Genomic DNA, 15,760 nt, shown 5'->3' with positions numbered 1-15,760 from the left:
GTACCGGGGGCTGGGTACTTCGCCGGCGGATGGGGGAAGCCGGGCTCTACGGTGTCCGCGGGGCGGGAGGAGTCGCGCCGGCGACGTTCACCAGGCGCTCGCCTCCACCGTGACCACGGGGGTCAGGCCGTCGCGGAGCGCCTCCAGGAACGTGACGACCTCGGCCGCGACCGACCGGTGCTGGAGGTCGTTGAGGACGTCGTGGTGGGCGCCGCGCACCACCGCCAGACGGGCCCGCGGCAGGGACTTGGCGGCCCGTCCGAGTGCGCCGCGGTCCGCGAGCGGATCGGCGTCGCCGACGAGGAGCAGCGCCGGGACGGCGGCTTCGTTCTCGTGGGCGGCGGTGAGCAGGGCGTCCGGAATCGGATCGCCGAGTGAGCCCCGGCGCACCCGCGGATCCCGCGTGAGCGTGCCCCGGTGCGTGGGGCAGGAGGTGCGGACGTCCAGCTCGTCCTCCCACGTGCCGGGGGCCGTGGCGGCCCGGCCCGGCAACCCTGCCAGGACGACGGCGTCGGGCTGCCGGACGCCCGCCTGGCCGGCGCGGCCGAGGAACGCGGCGATCGCGAGGGCGCCCGAGTCGGCTCCCACCAGGACGAGCGGACGGATGACGCCGTCCTCGGCGGCGGCGCTCTCGACGGCTTCGGTGAGGAGCCCGCCGAAGGCGGCTCCTGGGCCCGCCGGGTCGTCGGCGCTCACGTCCGGCGCGTCGATCACCCGGACGCGATAGGCGTCGGCGGCCAGACGCCTGCCGAACCGGGTGTAGGTCGCCCGTGTCTCCCCGCGGCCGGGCACCACGATGATCGTGCCGCGTGTGCGCAGGCCCTCCGGGGCGTGATGGTCGGTGTACTCGGTCATGTCAGACTCCCGCGGGCTCTGGCTCGGTCCGGGGTGCGCCGGCGCGCTGCCACCCCAGGGCGGGCGCGACCTGCGTCGCGATGAGTTCGAGGGCGCGCAGCGCCGCGTCGTGGTCCGGGACGGCGGGATTGAACTGGGTGATCAGATCGGTCGCGACCGGCAGCACCCGCTCCTGCCGCAGCGCGGCGACGATCTCCTCGGGAGCGCCGTGGAACGCGTGGAAGCGGCGCAAGGCCTCGTCCACGTCCAGGCCCTTGGGGAAGGCGCCGCTGTCCGCCATGCGCGACGCCGCCCGGTGGACGTCGTCGCCGATCTGCCGGAGCGCGGTGCGCTTGTCCTTCGCCGGGAACACGAACCGGGAGAGGCCGACGCGCGGGCGGCGCGGCCGGTCCCAGGCGGCGAGGAAGGCGTCCGCCCACGGGCGCTGCACGGTGTCGGTCGGGGCGTCGAACCCGTACGCGGCCCGGTTCAGCAGCAGGTTCGAGCCGGCGGCCGCGGCGTACGCGGCTCCCTGCGCGCTGAAGACGCCCTGCCACAGGCGGTCGGTGAAATCGCCGGCGGCCGGCTGCACCCGGAAGCCGGGTGCCCGTACCTCCTCGTCGGCCAGGGCCCGGCGCAGGAGGTCGAGGTGTTCGCTGGTCAGTTCGCGCTTGCGGGCGACGTCCTTGCCGAACGCGGCGTACTCCAGGGCGTTGTAGCCGCTGCCCACGCCGATCTCGACGCGGCCGCCGCTGAGCGTGTCGACGGTGGCGATGTCCTCGGCGAGGCGCACCGGGTCCTCCAGGGGGAGGACGGTGATGGCGGTACCGAGCCGGATGCGGCTGGTCCTGGCCGCGGCGTGGGCGAGGAAGGTCCACGGCGAGGACAGTCCGCCCCCGCCGGCGGGGACGTGGTGCTGGGCCACCCAGCCGACGTCGAAGCCGAGTTCGTCGGCGGCGACGAAGAGTTCCTGGGCGTTGCGGTAGGTCCGGGCCGGGTTGTCGTCGCGGCTTTGGACATGGGTGAGGAAGCCGAGCCGGAAGCGCGGTGTCGCGGAGGTCATGGGGCGGCCCTCAGGAGGTGACGAGGTCGTCGAGGAGGCCGCCCGCGAGCCGGCCTTCGGCGGAGTGGCGGTTGGCCGGGATCGGCAGGCCCAGATTGCCGCGCAGCGTGTCGGCCTCGTACTCGGTGCGGAACAGGCCCCGCTTCTGCAGGACCGGCACGACGCCGTCGACGAAGAGGGCGAGTTCGTCGGTGGTGCGGAAGGCCAGGTTGATGCCGTCGAAGGTGTCGGCCCGGAACCACCGCTCGATGGTGTCGGCGACGGTCTCCGGTGCGCCGACGAAGGGCGAGGTGCGGAACTCGTTCGCCGAGTTCGCCACTTGACGCAGAGTGAGGTTCCCGGCCCTGGCCCGCTCGATGATCCGGGCGGCGCCGGTCCTGCCGCCCTTCTCGGCGAGGTGGGCGACGTCGGGGAACGGCGCGTCCAGGTCGTGCCCGCTGAAGTCGTAGGCGCCGAAAGCCCGGCCGAGCAGCGCGAGGTTGCGGTCGAAGTCGTTGTCCTCCTCGAAGATCTCCCGCTCGCGGCGCCGGGCTGCCTCGTCGGTGGCGGCGACGACGGGGCTTCCGTGGATGAAGATCTTGATGTGCTCGGGGTCGCGGCCGTAGGACGCGGTGCGCCGCTTGATGTCGGTGTAGTAGTCGTGGGCCTGCTCCAATGAGCCGCCGGGCGCGTAGATGCCCTCGGCCACCCGCGCGGCGAGGTCGCGGCCCTCCTCGGAGACCCCGGCCTGGAAGATCACGGGCTGGCCCTGCGGCGACCGGGAGAGGTTGAGCGGGCCGGCGACCTTGAAATGCTCGCCGACGTGGTCGAGCGCGTGCAGTTTCGACGGGTCGAGGAAGACGTTGCGGTCCACGTCGGCCGGGAACGCGTCGTCCTCGTAGGAGTCCCACAGCCCGCGGGCCACCTGGACGAACTCCAGGGCGCGACCGTACCGGGTGGCGTAGTCGAGGTGCTCGTCGAACCCGAAGTTCCGGGAGGTGCCGGTGTCGAAGCTGGTCACGACGTTCCAGCCGGCGCGGCCGCCGCTGATGTGGTCGAGGGAGGCGAAGCGGCGGGCGAGGTTGAAGGGGGAGTTGTAGGTCGAGCTCGCGGTGCCGACCAGGCCGATGTGCTGGGTGTGCGTGGCGACCGCCGACAGCAGGGTGAGCGGTTCCAGCCGGTTGAGGTAGTGGGCCGGGTAGGTGGCGTTGATGAACTGGCTGTCGACGACGAACAGCGCGTCGAAGAGCGCGTGTTCCGCCGCCCTGGCCTGTGCGATGTAGTAATTGATGTCGATGCTGGCGTTCTTGGCGACGCGCGCGTCCCTCCACAGGCCGTGCTGGCCGGGGCCGCCGACGCCGTAGGGGTGCAGTGCGAGGTGGATCCTGCGGGACATGGTGGCTTCTTCCTGTCTGTCGTGGTCTCAGGCGTTGAGCAGGGCGCGCAGGGCTTCGCGTTCGGCACGGTCCGCGGGGGAGGAGCGCAGGGTGGGCGCGGAGCCGACGAGCAGGCGCGTGTAGGGGTGCCGCGGGCGGCCGATGACGTCGCGGGCGGCGCCGGCCTCGACCAGTTCGCCCTGGTGGAGCACGGCGATGCGGTCGCAGATGCCGGCCACCGAGCCGAGGTCGTGGGAGATGAAGACCAGGGCCACGCCGGACGCGCGCAGTTCCTTCAGGATCTCCAGGACCTGCACGCGGTTGGCCGAGTCCAGGGCACTGACCGGTTCGTCCAGGATGACCAGGCGTGGGCCGGTGACCAGGGCGCGGGCGATCGCGACCCGCTGGCGCTGGCCCCCGGAGAGTTCGCCGGGCAACCGGTCCAGGAGCTCCTCGTCCAGGCGGACGCGGGGCAGGAAGGCGCGCACCCGCTCGGCCGCGGCTTCGCGGGCGACCCCCTGCAGGAGCAGGGGTTCGGTCAGGGAGTCCTCGATGGTGACGTCCGGGTCGAGGCTGCGCAGCGGGTCCTGGAAGACGTACTGGACGACGCCTCGGCGGCGCAGGTCGCGCCATTGCCGCCGGCCGTAGGTCCTGACGTCCTCGCCGTCGACGACGACGGAGCCCGCCGAGGCGTGCACCAGGCCGAGCACGGCCCGGGCGAGGGTGGTCTTGCCCGATCCGGTCTCGCCGATGACGCCGACGGTCTCGCCGGGCGCCACGCTCAACGAGACGTCGTGCAGGGCCCGTCGGCGCCTGCGGCGGAGGCCGTAGTGGACCTGGAGCCCGGTGACCTCCAAGACGGGGTTCCGGGTGTCGGCGGGTGCGGTGGTCACGCGTCCTCCTCGGGCGTGCGGAACGTGTCCAGGCCGTACTGCTCGTGCTCGGCGATGAGCAGCCGGGTGTAGTCGTGCTGCGGGTCGTGGAGCACCGTGTGCGTCGGGCCGTGTTCCACGACCCGGCCGTCGCGCAGGACCAGTACCTCGTCGCACAGCTGGGCGACGACGGCCAGGTCGTGGGAGACCAGGACGAGGGCCAGTCCTGTCCGTTCGCGCAGTTCGGCGAGGAGGTCGAGGATCTCGGCCTGGACGGTGACGTCGAGGGCGGTCGTCGCCTCGTCGGCGATGAGGATCCGCGGGTCCGCGGCGATCGCCGTCGCGATCAGGACGCGTTGGAGCATGCCTCCGGAGAGCTCGTGGGCGTACTGGCTGTACACGAGTTCCGGGTCACGCAGTCGCACCGCCCGCAGCAGCTCGACGGCGCGGTGGCGTGCCTCGCGCCGCTTCAGACCCTTCTTGGCCCGGACGACCTCGGCGATCTGGGGACCGACCCGGATCGAGGGATTGAGGTAGGAGGCGGGGTCCTGGAAGACCGCGCTGATCGTGGCGCCCCGAAGGGCCGTCCACTGCGGGGACGTCAGGGTCGCGATGTCGGTGCCGAGGATCTCGATCGATCCGCCGGTCACCTCGAAGTGCGGGGGCAGGATGCCCAGTGCGGCGCGGCAGGTGAGGGTCTTTCCGCTGCCGGACTCGCCGACGATGCCGACCGCCCTGCCGGGGGTGAGCTCGAAGCTCACTCCGCGGACGATCTCGCGGTCGCCGGCCTGGTCCCTGATGCGTACGTCGCGCACGGACAGCACCGGCGATGCCGGGGCGGCCGCTTCCCCGCCCGTGTCACCGGGCGCGGCACTGCCGGCCTGCCCGGGGACGAGGTTTTCTGACACGGTCGTCATCGCGCACCTCCGGTGGCGCCCAGTCGGTTGGCGCGGGCCTTGCGGCTGTTGACCAGCGCGCGGCCCGCCTCGCCCGAGACGTCACGGATCGCGTCGGCGAGCTGGTTGCCGGCCCAGACGGCGACCATGATCAGCAGGGCGGGTGCCAGTGGCGCCCACGGCTGGTGGCTGAGGTAGCCCAAGTCGTAGGCGAGCAGCCCGCCCCAGGTGGGCGCGGGTGGCTGGACGCCGATGCCGAGGAACGTCAGGCTCGACACGATGACGAAGCCGAGGCCGACGGTCTGGGCGAGCGCGACCGCGAGGGGCGGGAGGACCTTGACCCAGACGTGGCGGCGGACGATCCAGCCGACGGAGGCGCCGGAGACGAGCGCCGCCTCCACGTACGGCGAGCGGGCCACGGCGAGGGTGGCGGCGCGGGACACCCGGTAGAACAGCGGCGACACCAGAGCGCCGGTGACCAGCATGGCCTGGGTGATGCCGTTGCCGAGGAGGGCGATCACCGCGACGGCGAACAGCAGGAACGGCAGGGCGACGAGCGTGTCGGCCAGGCGCAGGGTGATCCACTCGAAGACCCGGCCGAGGTAGACCGACAGGATGCCGGGGATCGCGCCGACCACCAGGGCCGTGAGCGCGACCTCCAGTGAGCCGAGCACGCTGACGCGGGAGCCGTCGAGGAGCCGGCTCAGCACGTCGCGGCCGAGGTAGTCGGTGCCCAGCCAGTGGGCGAACGAGGCGCCGGCGAGCGTGTTGTCGCTGGTGGCCAGGGGATTGTCGGGAGCGAGGACGGGGCCGAGGACCGCCAGAGCTGCGATCACGGCGAGGACGGCCACGGCGATCCGGCCGGAGGTGAGAGCGAGGACGCGGCGCACCATGGTCATACCCCCCGCTGGGAGGCCGGCGTCACACGCGCCAGCACCAGGTTGACGATCAGGTTGAAGGCGACGACCAGGACGATCGACACCACGAGGACTCCCTGCACGGCGGGCACGTCGCCCGCCTGGGCGGAGTCGTTGGCGAACCTGCCGAAGCCCTGCAGGCCGAAGATCCACTCCGTGACGACGGAGGCACCGACCAGCGCGGGGAACTTCAGGCCCAGGGTGGCGAGCGCCGGCCCGATGCCGTTGCGCAGGACGTGGCCGAAGAAGATGCGCCTGGGGCCCAGTCCCCTGACCACCGCGCCCGTCACGTAGTTCTCGCGGTAGGCGGCGATGAGGCTGCTGCGCAGTTGGCGGGCGACATCGGCGACGACGTCGAAGCTCAGGGCGACGGCGGGCAGGGTGATGTGCGCGAGCCACGGGCCGACGCCCTGCGCCGCCGGGATGTACCCGGCGGAGGGGAACAGGTGCAGTCCGACCGCGAAGACGGTGACCAGCACGATGCCCACCACGAAGGCGGGCATCACCGAGATGACCGTGACGAAGCCCGTGATGGCGCGGTCGATCCAGGTGGTGCTGCGCAGTGCCGCCACCGTGCCGAGGGTGAACCCCACGGTCACACCGATGATCAGCGCGAAGGTCGCGACCGAGAGGCTGACGCCGAGGCCGAGGCCGATGAGGGTGGAGATGTCGGCGCCGTTGGTCCAACTGGTGCCGAGCCGGCCGTGCAGGATGCCGGTGAACCAGTCCCAGTACTGGGTGAGGAAGGGCCGGTCGAGCCCCCAGTGTGCCTCGACCCTGGCGATCGCCTCGGGAGTCGCCTCCTCGCCCAGCTGGATCCGCGCCGGACTGAGGCCGCTCAGCGACCGCAGTGCGAACGTCACGAACGTCGCGACCAGGAACACGGGCACGAAGATCGCGATCGAGCGGGTGAGGGTGATCAGGATGCGGCTCACGGCCTGCCGCACCCTGATCGCGGCGACCCCGCGACGGCGGGCAGAGGTGACCGGTACCGCGGTGGTCGTCATGAGGGTGCCCCCTTCGGGTGGTGGACGGAGGTCAGTCGCGGCCGGAGATGGTCACGCCGGTCCAGTCCAGGTGGGCCGGGTTCTTCGGCAGGTCCGATATCGACCTGCTCTTGGCGAAGAGGTTCGGGGAGGAGTAGGTGAAGACCAGCGCCTTGGTCCGCAGCCCCGCCCGGGTCGCCGCTTGCAGGATCTGCGCGTAGTCCGGTGCGTTCAGCGGGGTCCGGCGCACCTTGGCGATGGCCGCCTCGAAACCGGACGGCTCGTAGGGCGAGCTGAGGTTCAGCGGGCCGTCGGGGCCGAAGTGGGCGGTGAGGGTCTGCGCCGCGGAGTCGCGTCCCGTGGTGCCGTAGAGCGAGAACGTCAGGTCCTTGGCGAAGAACGGGGTGGCCCAATTCTTGTCGATCTTGATGGTGACGGCGATGCCGACGGCCGCCAGCTGCGACTGGACGATCTCGGCCTGCGGGTCCTCCGCCGGGATGACCAGGTCGAGCTTGATGTCGCCGGGCTTGCGGCCCGCTTCGGCGAGGAGCTGTTTCGACTTCGCCGGGTCGTACGGGTAGGCGTTCTCCGACCGCGGGTCGTAGGCCACGTAGCCCTTGGGGAACGGCTGGTCGGTCGCCTCGCCGTAGCCGAAGGTCAGCTTGTCCACGAACTCCTTGCGGTTGATGGCGTGGCGCACGGCGTCGACGACCTTGTCGTTGTCGAACGGCGGCTTGTTGATGTTGAGGCTGATGTTCGAGGCGTTGAAGCCGGGCTGGACGAACACGTCGAGTCCGGCCTTCTTGGCGGCGTCGGCCTGACTCGGCTTGATGTCGGCGAAGTTGTAGACGCCGGTCTGCAGCCCGGAGACGACCGTCGACGCGTCGGGGGCCGAGACCAGCTCCACGTCGTCGATGTGGATGTTCTTCGCGTCCCAGTAGTCCGGGTTCTTCTTCAGGAGGACCTTGGTGCCGGGGATCAGCTGCTCGACGACGAAGGGCCCGGCGCCGACGGGGTCCTGGTCCAGTTTCTCCGGATGCGCGGCCGCCTTGGGGCTGGCGATCTGCAGGACGCGCTGACCGAGCAGCTGGGGGATCTGGTAGTCGACCTGGGTGAGGTGGACGATCGCGTCCAGACTCCGGGCGTCCACCGACTTGATCGAGGTCAGGTCGCCGAACAGTGCCGAGTTCTGCTGCTTCTTGGCCCGCTCGACAGCCGCCTTGACCGCGGCGGCGTCGACCGGTTGGCCGTCGCTGAAGGTCAGGCCGGGGCGTAGATGGAAGGTGATCTCGTCGCCCTTGTCGTTGTACTCCCAGCTTCTGGCGAGGTCCGGGACGGCCTTGCCGTTCTCGTCGGTGCGCGTCAACGAGGCGTAGACGAGCGCGAGTTCGCGGAACTGGGCACCGCTGCCCGAGACCACCGGGTCCCAGTGGGCGGGGAAGTAGGAGGAGGCCCACTTCAGCGTGGCGCCGCCGGTCGCGGCGCCCGCGCCGTCGCCGCATGCGCTGAGGCCGGGGGCGAGCACGCAGACGAGGGCGGTGCCGAGGGCGGCGGCACGCAGCCGGCCCGCCGTTCGGGGGGATCGCGGGTCGGGTCCTGGGCGGCGGCGGGGCGTGAGTCGTCGGGGCATGTCACGGCTTTCTGCGAGGGGCCCCGGCCCGTCTCTGGGCGGGCGGGGCGCGGCGGCGGGCGCGGTTCGCACCCGCGCCGGACGCCGGCCCGTGCCCTTACGGACGTGCCGACGCAGGCTCTTGAGACACACGTCGGGCACGCCGCGCTCGGGGCAGGGCGGCGGCGGGTACGCGGGGGCTCACCAGGAGGTGGATGGGGAGAGGCGGCGAAGCGCGAAGGCGGCGGCGCGGGCGGCGGGCGCCCGCGACGGCTGAGCGGCGGGACGGCCGGCGCTGACGGGAACGGTCAGGCGCCTGTGGGCCGTGGGCGTCGGCCGGTCAGCGACAGAGAGCGCTGGAGGTGCGCCGCAGGTCCACGTAGCGGCACACCACACCGGGGTGCGTCGTGAGCATGCTGCACATCCTGGCGACCGTCGCGAACGGCTGTCAATAGACACCAATTGGTGTCTCATTGGTCGGGACGGCGTCCTGACTGCGCCTCAGCGGCAGGTCAGGGCGCGCCGCGTGCGCCTCCGCAGGTCGCCGGGTGCACCGCGGCCTCGTCGGGATGCAGCCACAAGGGGCCGTTCCCGGTCTCCACCCGGACCGCCTCCCGCGGCGGCCACGGGCCTTCCGCCAGCAGTTCCCGCTCCGGACCGGTGAGGCTCCGGTAGTGCCGCAGCGCCCGGGCCGGCGAGAGCGGGCGCGGCACGTCCGGCAGTCCGGGGCACAGCTCCGCCACGGCTGCCGCGTACTCCTCGTAGGTCCGCCAGCCCGGCACCACGCGATGTCCCGCCGGGGCGCGGACGAGCAGCGTCGGCAGCGCGTACCGGTACCCGCCGTCGCCGGTCTCCTTGGCGGTGCCCGGGTGCGGCGACCGGTCCGCAACCGACAGGACCTCGCGCACCGGGCGACGCGCCTCGGCCCGGTCGGCGCGCACCTGCTCCAGCACCTCGGCGGACGCCGCGTCGGCCGTGAGCCGCTCCAGGTCGAGACCCGGCACGCCGCGTACGGCGGACAGTGCCAGCGCGGGCGTGTCGGCCGGTTCGCCCAGGACGAAGACGGTCTCCCGAAGCCGGCGCAGCACCCCGTCCGCCACGTCCCGGCCCTGGAGTTCGGCGGCCTTGGCCGCCAGCGAGGACGGCCAGGAACTCGCCGCCACGCGGCTCAGCCGGAGCGCCCGCGGCGCCCGGGTGTGGGCACTGATCCCTTCGATGTAGCCCGCGTACCAGGCGGTCTCGGCGGCGGAGTCGGGCGCCGGGTCGTCGTCGAGGTCGAACAGGAGGCAGTAGACCCGGCGCCACCGGACCCGGCCGGCCAGCGCCGCCCGCAGCTTGCGGAAGACGGGCTCCGAACCCCAGGCCCACGGACACAGCGGATCGGTGTACTCGACCACCTCCAGCGCGGGCCAGGGCGCTCCGTCCGTCACGCGGCTCCCTTCCGGGCCGGCTGTTCCCGGGCGCCCGCCGGCAGCAGCGACAGCAGGGTGACTGCACCGAGGATCGCCGCCGCGCTCGCCTCGACCTGGCGCCACACACCGGGCAGTCCCGAGGCGGCGCCGGGGTAGTCGAGCCCGGCCGGCGGTTCGCCCCGCAAGGTGATCAATTCGCCGTCGACGGCGAGCGCGATGTCCAGGAGGGTGATCTCCTCGGCAGGGCGGCCGAGCCAGTAGCCGCCCTCGCAGCCGCGCTGACTGCGCACCAGCCCGGCCTTGCGCAGCTCGCCCACGACGGACTTCAGGAACCGGAACGGGATCTGCTGCGAGGAGGCGATGGCTTCGCACGTCAGTGGGCGGGCGGGTTCACAGGCGAGCTCCAGGAGGGCCCGTGCGGCGTAGTCCGCCTTCGCGGAGATATGCATGGTCACATCATGCCCGACCCGGCCCCCGCGACCAGGGCCCGCGCTGCCCGCTCTCCACATTGCGGGAGTATTGCCGCAGGTGAAGGGCAATGGACACTTCTTGACATCCTTTTCGGGGCCGCTCTACCGTCCCGGCATGAGCGAGCCGTCGACGACCCCGGGTGAGGGCTTTCACCCCCATCTCCACGACACTCCCGGGCACGGGGCCGCGCCCCTGCGCACCCGGCTCCACCACGTCCGCGCGGACTCCCTGGACGACGGGACGGCGCAGACCGGCGGGATGCGCAGGTTCGCCGCCGTCAGCGGGCGGACCGTGGGTTCCGAGAAACTGTGGATGGGTCAGACCCATGTGGCCCCCGCGACATCGTCCTCCGACCACCACCACGGCGAGTCCGAGACCGCCATCTACGTGGTGAGCGGGCACCCCGAGTTCGTCTTCCTCGACGACTCCGGCGAGGGGCCCGGTGAGGTGCGGCTGCGCACCTCACCGGGCGACTACATCTTCGTGCCCCCGTTCGTGCCGCACCGGGAGGAGAACCCCGACCCCGCGGAGGAGGCCGTGGTCGTCATCGCCCGCAGCACTCAGGAGGCGATCGTGGTCAACCTTCCCGGGCTGTACGCCCTTCCGGCCGAAGAAGCCTGAGGCGCCGGCACGCGGCCTTCAGCGCGGGGCGCCGAAGGCCGCGTACTGCCCTGCGAGACGGCGGACGTAGGCCGTGAGGTGCTCGTACCGGGAGAGCACGCCACCCGCGAGGCCGGACAGGGCCACCCACAGATCGACGTCCGCCGCGGTCAGCCTCCCGCCCAGGACGCAGCGCCCGTCGGCCAGCCGGCGGTCCAGCATCCCGAGCGTGCTCAGCAGCCCGTCGAGGGCCTTCGCGCGGTCGGCCGGTGCCTGCGCCGCGGCGGCCCGCTCCGCGGCGCGCGTGACGCAGCCCTCCACCAGATCCTGGACGGCCTCGATCTCCTTCAGCAGGGCCGGCGGGCACAGGTCGGTCACGGGACCGCATGCCGCGTCGCCGAGACGGCCCGCGAGGTCGCGGAGGATGTCGGCGGTGTGGTTGCTGACGACCCGTCCGGTCCACCGGTCGCACAGGGCCGGTACGGTGAGCGGTCCGTCGTAGCCGTGCCAGGTGGCCTCGTACGCCCTGCGCAACGGCGCGAGCGCGGCGGCTTCGGCGGCATCGGGGGACGCCGCCGGAACGACCGTGGTGACGACGGAGTCCCGGAGCCCGAGCAGGTCGAGGGTGACGGCGACCCGCCGCGACTGCGGGCACCGCGCCGCCGTGAGGAACACCTCGTAGCGGCGCGGGGCCGGGTAGAAGCCGCCGGCGACGTCGACACCGATCCGGCTGCGGAAACGCTCCGGACGGGACGTGCGCGGCAGCGTGGTACAGGTCGAGCGGAAGCTGAGGTCACTGAGCGGCGCGGGGCCGGCGGGGCCGGAATCGCGCGGGATCGTCTCGGGCATGCACTCTCCAGGGCACGGTGGGCCCCCGGTTGCCCTCGGGCACCGGCGGGCGGAACGGCTGAAGGCCCTGTGCCCGGTCGCACATGGCCCCTGAGTCGGTACGGCGGGGGACTCCTCCGGGTCAGCCGGCCGTGCCGAACGCGCTGCAGACGCGCAGGAAGTCGATGTGCAGCCGACGGGTGAGGAGCGCGGATCGTGCCCTGGACATGTCCGCCTCCCCGGCTCGGGGCCCGCGGGACGCGGGACCGCGCTTGACCCGCCGCGCCGGCGGGACCCGGTCGTCACCCGGGGCACCCCACCGCGATGTGAGGGTTGCCTGTCAGCGGGCCGGGGCCGATGACCCACGGAGCCGGAAACGGCACCGCGGGCGCTGACAATCGTGACCGTTCCCATCAGTGTTGGCCCGGCAAACCCGGCGCGTCAAGAAGGCGATGCGCGTCTCACGGTGGCGTCCGGCATGTGGGACGACGTCGTTGACATTCTCTTCGGCCCGTGCCTAACTTACGCCGCAGAACGGTCCTGAGCGTCAGCTGCGGGCCCGGCCGCCCGGCGTCAACTCCCGTATGACGGTGGCCGACCCGGGTGACCGCCGGACCCCACGACCTCCGCTGGACACGAGGCCCCCCCGCGGGGCGGAACGGTGACGGTGACGGCGATGTACGCAACCCCGGGGACGGCAGCGTGGCGGCGCCACGGCCTGCTCCAGGCGTACACGCGGCGGCCCGTCGGTCTGCTCCGCGTCAACAGCGCGCTGTGTCACGCCTGTTCGGCGCTCTGTCGCGGGCGCTGTCAGGCCTGACGGCAACCCCCTGAACGCCGGCACCTCCCCCTGACGCGGCGGGAGCGCCCGCCTGTTCGGCCCCGTTCCGCTCGCCCCCTGTGCCCCGTGCCGCCGTGCCGTCGTCGCCCGGCCGGTCCCCCGTCGCCCGCGCGACCGGGGCGCACCCATTCGCTGGAGTCCCGATGAGTGAACCCCCCGGCACCGCTGTGTCCTCCCGCCCGGCACCCCCGGCCCAGGAGCCGGCCAAGGGGCCCGAACCCGGTCCGCCACCCCGTTCCGCACAGCGGGTCCTGCCCCTGCGCCGTCCCGGCCGGTGGATCGCCACGGCGATCGTGCTGGTGCTGGTCGCCCAGATCGGGCACGGCCTGCTGACCAACCCGTTCTTCCAGTGGGACCGCTTCGGGTACTGGTTCGTGCGCCCGGTGATCCTCGACGGACTGCTCATCACCCTCGAGGTGGCGGCGTACAGCGCGGTGCTCGGTTTCCTCGGCGGCATCGCGCTCGCGTTGGCCAGGCTCTCCGGCAGCCCTGTGCTGCGTGCCGTCAGCTGGACCTACACCTGGCTGTTCCGTTCGACACCGCTCATCGTCGTGCTGCTGTTCCTGTACAACTTCAGCGCGCTGTACCGGACGTTGAGCCTCGGAGTGCCCTTCGGGCCGGCCTTCCTCACCTTCGACGAGTCCAGGCTCGCCACCGACATGGTGGTCGCCGTCATCGGTCTGAGCCTCAACGAGGCGGCCTACGCGTCCGAGGTGGTGCGCGCGGGCATCCTCTCGGTGGACCAGGGCCAGCACGAGGCGGCCGCGGCGCTCGGCCTGCCGAAGCGCTACCAGTTCGCCAGGATCATCCTTCCCCAGGCCCTGCGGTCCGTCGTCCCGAACTACGTCAACCAGCTGATCGGCCTGATCAAGGGCACCTCGCTGGTCTTCTACGTCTCACTGCTCGACCTGTTCGGCTCGGTGCAGAGCATGGGCAGCACCTATCCCGGCGACATCGTGCCGCTGCTGCTGGTCGCCACGGTCTGGTACGTGATCCTCACCAGCGTCGTCTCCGTCGTCCAGTTCTACGTGGAGCGGTACTACTCGCGCGGCGCGCTGCGGACCGTCCCGCCCACCCCCGCACAGAAGCTGCGGGCCGCGCTGCGCGACCTGCGGGCCCGGATCCGGACGGAGGCCACGCCATGACCACCGACGTACAGCCCGCCGCGGTGGAGGTCCACGACGTGCACAAGTGGTACGGCACCCACCGGGTGCTGGACGGGGTGAGCCTGACCGTCCGGCCGGGAGAGGTCACGGTGATCATCGGGCCGTCCGGCTCCGGCAAGTCCACCCTGCTGCGGGTGATCAACCACCTGGAGAAGCCCGAGATCGGTCATGTCAGCCTGAACGGCGAGCCGATCGGCGTCCGCAGGCACGGCGAACGTCTCAAGGAACTGAGCGAGCGCGTCCTCCTCACCCAGCGCGGCCGGATCGGCTTCGTGTTCCAGAACTTCAACCTCTTCCCGCATCTGACGGTGCTGGACAACGTGGCCGCGGCGCCGGTGGCGACCGGCCGACTGCGCAAGCCGGAGGCCCGGGACCTGGCCCGCACCCTGCTCGGCCGGGTGGGACTGGCCGACAAGTCGGGTGCCTACCCTCGGCAGTTGTCGGGCGGACAGCAGCAGCGGGTGGCCATCGCCCGGGCCCTGGCCCTGCGCCCCGGCGTCATCCTCTTCGACGAGCCCACCTCCGCGCTGGACCCCGAACTGGTCGGCGAGGTGCTGTCCGTCATCAAGGACCTGGCCACCGGCGGTACCACCCTCGTCATCGTCACGCACGAGATCGGTTTCGCCCGGGAGGTCGCGGACCGGATCGTCTTCATCGACGACGGCCGGATCGTCGAGCAGGGCCCGCCCGAGCAGGTGCTGAACCACCCCCGGCACGAGCGGACCAGGGAGTTCCTGAGCAAGGTGCTCTGAACGCTCCCCGGCACCCCGGTACACCCGCACCCACGTACACGCACGTACACCCGCGTACACCCGCGTACACCCACGAACAAGGACGGCCATGCCCACCCTTCATTTCCGCGTCAGGATCATCCGCACCCTCACGGCCACCACCGCCCTCGTCCTCCTCGCCGGCGGCCTGGCCGCCTGCGGGGGTGACAGCAGCGCGTCCACCGCCACCGGAGCCGGCCCCTCGTCCTCCGGCACGGTGACCGTGGGCAGCCTGTCCAACGGCGCCGCCCAGGAGACCACCTTGAAGGTGCCGGAGGTGAAGGCCATCAGCGCGGGCCTGCCCAAGGACATCGCCGCGAAGGGGGAGTTGGTCATCGGCCTCGGCGCGCTGCCTGCCGGCTTCCCGCCGCTGGCCTACGTCGGCAGCGACCAGAAGACCCTCACCGGAGCGGAACCGGACCTCGGCCGGCTGGTGGCCGCGGTACTCGGGCTCAAGCCCGTCGTGAAGAACTCGACGTGGGAGAACCTCTTCGTCGGCATCGACAGCGGCAAGGTCGACGTGGCCTTCTCCAACGTGACGGACACCGAGGAACGCAAGCGCACGTACGAGTTCGCCTCCTACCGTCAGGACAACCTGGCCTTCGAGGTGCTGAAGGACAGCACCTGGAACTTCGCGGACGACTACCGGACCCTCGCCGGGAAGACCGTCGCGGTCGGAGCCGGCACCAACCAGGAGAAGATCCTCCTGGAGTGGCGGAAGAAGCTCCAGGGGGAGGGCAAGAAGCTGACCGTCAAGTACTTCCCTGACAACAACAGCACCTATCTGGCGCTCACCGGCAAGAAGATCGACGCCTACTTCGGTCCCAACCCCGGCATCGCGTACCACATCACGCAGGACGCGACGACCCCCAACCCCACCCGGAACGCGGGCAAGTACTCCGGCGCGGGCGCGAGTCTGCAGGGCCTGATCGCCGCGACCGCGAAGAAGGACAGCGGGCTCGCCAAGCCCGTCGCCGCCGCGATCAACCACCTGATCGACGACGGCCAGTACGCCAAGTGGCTGAGCGCCTGGAACCTGTCCAACGAGGCCGTCGCCACCTCGGAGGTCAATCCGCCCGGGCTGCCGCTCGACAACTCCTGACGTCCCGTCCGCCGCACGACCGTACGGAGATCCGGCAG

Annotated in this window: 15 protein-coding genes and 1 riboswitch; of the genes, 4 read left to right on the top strand and 11 right to left on the bottom strand. The window is 72.0% G+C overall.

The annotated features are described in order from the left end of the window. Nucleotides 1-87: 87 nt before the first annotated feature. The 10 genes from PV364_RS00200 to PV364_RS00155 all read right to left on the bottom strand — a co-directional run bounded on the left by PV364_RS00200 (nucleotide 88) and on the right by PV364_RS00155 (nucleotide 10,393). A complete protein-coding gene (locus PV364_RS00200) occupies nucleotides 88-855 on the bottom strand; it encodes an alpha/beta hydrolase (protein WP_319657457.1) in 768 nt (255 codons plus the stop codon). A gap of 1 nt (nucleotide 856) precedes the next feature. Then, a complete protein-coding gene (locus PV364_RS00195; protein ID WP_319657456.1) occupies nucleotides 857-1,897 on the bottom strand; it encodes an LLM class flavin-dependent oxidoreductase in 1,041 nt (346 codons plus the stop codon). A 10-nt stretch (nucleotides 1,898-1,907) separates the two neighbouring features. Then, complete coding sequence (locus tag PV364_RS00190) at nucleotides 1,908-3,272, bottom strand: NtaA/DmoA family FMN-dependent monooxygenase (protein ID WP_319657455.1); 1,365 nt, start codon at nucleotides 3,270-3,272, stop codon at nucleotides 1,908-1,910. Between the two features lie 27 nt (nucleotides 3,273-3,299). Then, complete coding sequence (locus PV364_RS00185) at nucleotides 3,300-4,145, bottom strand: ABC transporter ATP-binding protein (protein ID WP_319657454.1); 846 nt, start codon at nucleotides 4,143-4,145, stop codon at nucleotides 3,300-3,302. Further along, on the bottom strand, nucleotides 4,142-5,041 hold the full coding sequence (locus PV364_RS00180) for an ABC transporter ATP-binding protein (protein ID WP_319657453.1): 900 nt from the start codon (nucleotides 5,039-5,041) through the stop codon (nucleotides 4,142-4,144). Before PV364_RS00180 ends, PV364_RS00185 begins: the two co-directional genes overlap by 4 nt. Further along, a complete protein-coding gene (locus PV364_RS00175) occupies nucleotides 5,038-5,913 on the bottom strand; it encodes an ABC transporter permease (RefSeq protein WP_319657452.1) in 876 nt (291 codons plus the stop codon). Before PV364_RS00175 ends, PV364_RS00180 begins: the two co-directional genes overlap by 4 nt. A 2-nt stretch (nucleotides 5,914-5,915) precedes the next feature. Beyond that, nucleotides 5,916-6,944: an ABC transporter permease gene (locus PV364_RS00170; RefSeq protein WP_319657451.1), complete on the bottom strand. Its 1,029-nt coding sequence runs from the start codon at nucleotides 6,942-6,944 to the stop codon at nucleotides 5,916-5,918. Between the two features lie 31 nt (nucleotides 6,945-6,975). Continuing rightward, nucleotides 6,976-8,553 (bottom strand): ABC transporter substrate-binding protein, encoded by a 1,578-nt coding sequence (locus tag PV364_RS00165; RefSeq protein WP_319657450.1) that lies wholly within the window; start codon nucleotides 8,551-8,553, stop codon nucleotides 6,976-6,978. A 491-nt stretch (nucleotides 8,554-9,044) separates the two neighbouring features. Next, complete coding sequence (locus PV364_RS00160; protein ID WP_319657449.1) at nucleotides 9,045-9,962, bottom strand: DsbA family protein; 918 nt, start codon at nucleotides 9,960-9,962, stop codon at nucleotides 9,045-9,047. Then, on the bottom strand, nucleotides 9,959-10,393 hold the full coding sequence (locus tag PV364_RS00155) for an Rrf2 family transcriptional regulator (RefSeq protein WP_319657448.1): 435 nt from the start codon (nucleotides 10,391-10,393) through the stop codon (nucleotides 9,959-9,961). Before PV364_RS00155 ends, PV364_RS00160 begins: the two co-directional genes overlap by 4 nt. 136 nt (nucleotides 10,394-10,529) lie before the next feature. On the opposite strand from PV364_RS00155, the gene PV364_RS00150 reads away from it, so the two are divergent. After that, entirely contained in the window at nucleotides 10,530-11,036 is a 507-nt protein-coding gene (locus PV364_RS00150; protein WP_319657447.1) for a cupin domain-containing protein, read from the top strand. Nucleotides 11,037-11,054: 18 nt separating this feature from the next. Here the strand turns inward: PV364_RS00150 and PV364_RS00145 are convergent, their stop codons facing one another. Further along, nucleotides 11,055-11,864: a glutathione S-transferase C-terminal domain-containing protein gene (locus PV364_RS00145; protein ID WP_319657446.1), complete on the bottom strand. Its 810-nt coding sequence runs from the start codon at nucleotides 11,862-11,864 to the stop codon at nucleotides 11,055-11,057. A 242-nt stretch (nucleotides 11,865-12,106) separates the two neighbouring features. Next, a riboswitch (SAM riboswitch) is annotated at nucleotides 12,107-12,249 on the bottom strand. Nucleotides 12,250-12,827: 578 nt separating this feature from the next. Between PV364_RS00145 and PV364_RS00140 the strand changes: the two genes are divergently transcribed. The 3 genes from PV364_RS00140 to PV364_RS00130 all read left to right on the top strand — a co-directional run bounded on the left by PV364_RS00140 (nucleotide 12,828) and on the right by PV364_RS00130 (nucleotide 15,722). After that, entirely contained in the window at nucleotides 12,828-13,829 is a 1,002-nt protein-coding gene (locus PV364_RS00140; RefSeq protein ID WP_319657445.1) for an amino acid ABC transporter permease, read from the top strand. After that, entirely contained in the window at nucleotides 13,826-14,602 is a 777-nt protein-coding gene (locus PV364_RS00135) for an amino acid ABC transporter ATP-binding protein (RefSeq protein ID WP_319657444.1), read from the top strand. Before PV364_RS00140 ends, PV364_RS00135 begins: the two co-directional genes overlap by 4 nt. Before the next feature lie 88 nt (nucleotides 14,603-14,690). Then, on the top strand, nucleotides 14,691-15,722 hold the full coding sequence (locus PV364_RS00130) for an ABC transporter substrate-binding protein (RefSeq protein ID WP_319657443.1): 1,032 nt from the start codon (nucleotides 14,691-14,693) through the stop codon (nucleotides 15,720-15,722). Nucleotides 15,723-15,760 lie beyond the last annotated feature (38 nt).

This window comes from Streptomyces sp. MI02-7b, assembly GCF_033793585.1.
In the GTDB taxonomy this organism is placed as follows: Bacteria; Actinomycetota; Actinomycetes; order Streptomycetales; family Streptomycetaceae; genus Actinacidiphila.
The sequence above is the reverse complement of the archived record's forward strand: the minus strand, read 5'-3'. Positions and strand labels throughout refer to the sequence as shown.

Bases quoted from the DNA above. Each gene is read 5' to 3' on its own strand.
- PV364_RS00200 (WP_319657457.1), bottom strand. From the start codon at position 855: ATGACCGAGTACACCGACCATCACGCCCCGGAGGGCCTGCGCACACGC.
- PV364_RS00195 (WP_319657456.1), bottom strand. From the start codon at position 1,897: ATGACCTCCGCGACACCGCGCTTCCGGCTCGGCTTCCTCACCCATGTC.
- PV364_RS00190 (WP_319657455.1), bottom strand. From the start codon at position 3,272: ATGTCCCGCAGGATCCACCTCGCACTGCACCCCTACGGCGTCGGCGGC.
- PV364_RS00180 (WP_319657453.1), bottom strand. From the start codon at position 5,041: ATGACGACCGTGTCAGAAAACCTCGTCCCCGGGCAGGCCGGCAGTGCC.
- PV364_RS00175 (WP_319657452.1), bottom strand. From the start codon at position 5,913: ATGGTGCGCCGCGTCCTCGCTCTCACCTCCGGCCGGATCGCCGTGGCC.
- PV364_RS00170 (WP_319657451.1), bottom strand. From the start codon at position 6,944: ATGACGACCACCGCGGTACCGGTCACCTCTGCCCGCCGTCGCGGGGTC.
- PV364_RS00165 (WP_319657450.1), bottom strand. From the start codon at position 8,553: ATGCCCCGACGACTCACGCCCCGCCGCCGCCCAGGACCCGACCCGCGA.
- PV364_RS00155 (WP_319657448.1), bottom strand. From the start codon at position 10,393: ATGCATATCTCCGCGAAGGCGGACTACGCCGCACGGGCCCTCCTGGAG.
- PV364_RS00150 (WP_319657447.1), top strand. From the start codon at position 10,530: ATGAGCGAGCCGTCGACGACCCCGGGTGAGGGCTTTCACCCCCATCTC.
- PV364_RS00145 (WP_319657446.1), bottom strand. From the start codon at position 11,864: ATGCCCGAGACGATCCCGCGCGATTCCGGCCCCGCCGGCCCCGCGCCG.
- PV364_RS00140 (WP_319657445.1), top strand. From the start codon at position 12,828: ATGAGTGAACCCCCCGGCACCGCTGTGTCCTCCCGCCCGGCACCCCCG.
- PV364_RS00135 (WP_319657444.1), top strand. From the start codon at position 13,826: ATGACCACCGACGTACAGCCCGCCGCGGTGGAGGTCCACGACGTGCAC.
- PV364_RS00130 (WP_319657443.1), top strand. From the start codon at position 14,691: ATGCCCACCCTTCATTTCCGCGTCAGGATCATCCGCACCCTCACGGCC.